The 2,441-nt window shown below is 31.0% G+C and carries 1 protein-coding gene; it reads right to left on the bottom strand.

The features are described from left to right. Positions 1-374: 374 nt before the first annotated feature. Positions 375-2,339, bottom strand: a complete 1,965-nt coding sequence (locus LDB17_RS06435) for a DUF3857 domain-containing protein (RefSeq protein WP_252637451.1) — start codon at positions 2,337-2,339, stop codon at positions 375-377. Between the last annotated feature and the right edge of the window lie 102 nt (positions 2,340-2,441).

Raw genomic sequence — 2,441 nt, 5'->3', positions numbered from 1 at the left:
GAGATTATGTATGTGTGCATAGTAATACCCTTTCCGATAAAAAACTAACCCTTTTATACTTCTTATTTAAAAACAGCAACAAAAGAAAAAAAAAATAGGACTTTATTGTATCTTTTTAAATTGTTTATATATAAATATTATTTATTAGTATCATACATCTTTTTGTTTGTGGTTTATGTTGTTGGTTGTTAGATTGTTATTTCTTATTTTTTGTATGGCGTCTGATTCAATTGTGTACAATGATGATTATCTAGTATTAGCGTAATTGATACGTTAATATCGTGTTACAAATAGAGGAGCAGAAAGATTAACTCCTTCTGCTCCCTTATTAAAAATAGATACTATATTATTCGTTTTATATATATTCTGAAGAGTTACTCTTTCTCAAGAATAACCATCTCAGAAAACCTTTTTATTGCCTCAGCAAAAGACATTTTCAGGCTTATATAGTTTTGAGGTTGATATATATTCTGTCTAAGAGTATACCCTGCATTTATTATTATTTTATTATTGTCTTTTTGTACAGTATATTGTATTGAGACCAGGTTGTCATCTACAATATAAGGTGATGGTAAATAATTAATCTTATACCCTTCAGGAATATTTATTTCAGATCGATAAAAATCACTTTGCATGTATATCATATCTACAGGTAATGTCCGCTTGGTTTGCTTAAAAGGGTTATCGCTGATGGATAAGTTGCAAAATGGATGAATAAATAATTTATCCGATAAATTTTCGACAGAAGCATCAAATGCGAAAGAAAAAACAAAAGGTTTGTCTAAGTCATCATTTTCATCGATATTGATATCGCCTTTTACATCAATATTGTTATTGCTTTTCAATTCTTTTTGCAAATTTTCTGTTTTCCCTAGATATGTTGAACGATAATTATATGCTTTTTGTCCTCTCCCGGCAAATCTGGCTTTTACCTTCATTTTACTTTCTTCCGGAATAATATCTAGAATAAAATTCTTCTGTGAAATGGAAAGTTCTTTTTGTCTGATACTAACCCATTCTTCAGATTTAGGTTTTACTACAAGCCCATTTACATTGAGGCAGCGTTCAGGAAGATCACTATAGTAAAGTAACGGTTCGGTGGCGTCGAGATAATATATTTTTTCTCCGATTCTCACTAGGACTATTGTATAATTAAAGAACTGTTGAAAAGGATGAGATAAGCTTATCGATCCGTTCTTTCTTGTACTTAATATTATAGGATATGCTTCTAGTCCCGCAGAACGGAGTAGCCCGGTTAGGAATAGGTTTATATTAGCAACATTCCCCGTTTGTTTTTTTATAAAATCGGAAACACTATATTCACTGAGTTTACCATAATTTCCGTTCCAATTGTATTTTTCTTTTACATATTTAGTTATAGCCTCCACTTGTTCCAGAGGTGTTTTACTTGCTATATCTAAAGTAGGTAGTATTTTTTTCCCTTCTTTTTCACTATTCTTTATGTACTTTCCAAAATCATTATCTTTCAAGAAATCATCGCACATAGCAGGCCAGGTAGTCATGATTTCTTTGCTGCCTCCTCTTGGATAATATATTTTAGATAGCTGGAAGTAAAGACTTATCAAATAATCCTGTTCGGAAGTAATGTACTCTTCGTCTTTAAATGCCGGAAGGTTTTTTAATCCAAACTCATATTGCATTTCTTTATAAACTAAATGACCAAAGCGAATTTCGTCATTTAGTGGTGTTGCTTTATACTCGTCAAATTTATTTATACTTCTTAGTATATATGTATACTCATAGTATGGTATAGCTTTATATTTTAATTTGCTATAAACAACAGGTATTTTCTTTTGAAAATCCCATTTTCTCATGTTAAAAAAGTAAGGAGTCGTAATTAGATATTTGTATTCGATTACCGAACCTTCGCGGACATCAGCTAATGCGACCTTTTTTATACTTAGATTATTGCTAACCTTTTCTTCGTATATGTTTTTAGGATCGAGAATTGTTTTTGTTAATTGTCCTCCTTCCATGTTGTATGTTATGGCTTCTATTTTTTCGATAGATTCCCACTCTCTATTCTCTGAATAGTAAGGTATTTCGAAGTTTGCGTATTTTGTGCCTGCTTGTTTCAGTATTTTAATTTTTACTTTACGTTCCATCGATAGCAAGAATCCTCGAGATTCGTCTGGTCTAAAATAATAATCACCCAAGTCGTATATAACAACAGCTTCGGCATCTTTGTCTTGCTCATATTGTGACATTGACATTTCATACTGTGTGACTTTTCCGAATTCTTGCGAATAGTTAACCTGAGAGTATCCACTTATAATAGATATTATAAATAGGATAGAAGCTGTAATTGTCTTTTTCATATGTACTGTAGGTATATTTTTTTTAGTTCATTATTCTTTACAGACGTTATAAAATCATAGAATTCTTTATATTCAATAAGGTTGTATCTTCCCGATGAAATC

Source organism: Dysgonomonas sp. Shenzhen-Wh21 (assembly GCF_043392705.1).
Lineage (GTDB): Bacteria > Bacteroidota > Bacteroidia > Bacteroidales > Dysgonomonadaceae > Dysgonomonas.
This window is presented reverse-complemented; position numbering and strand designations above follow the sequence as displayed.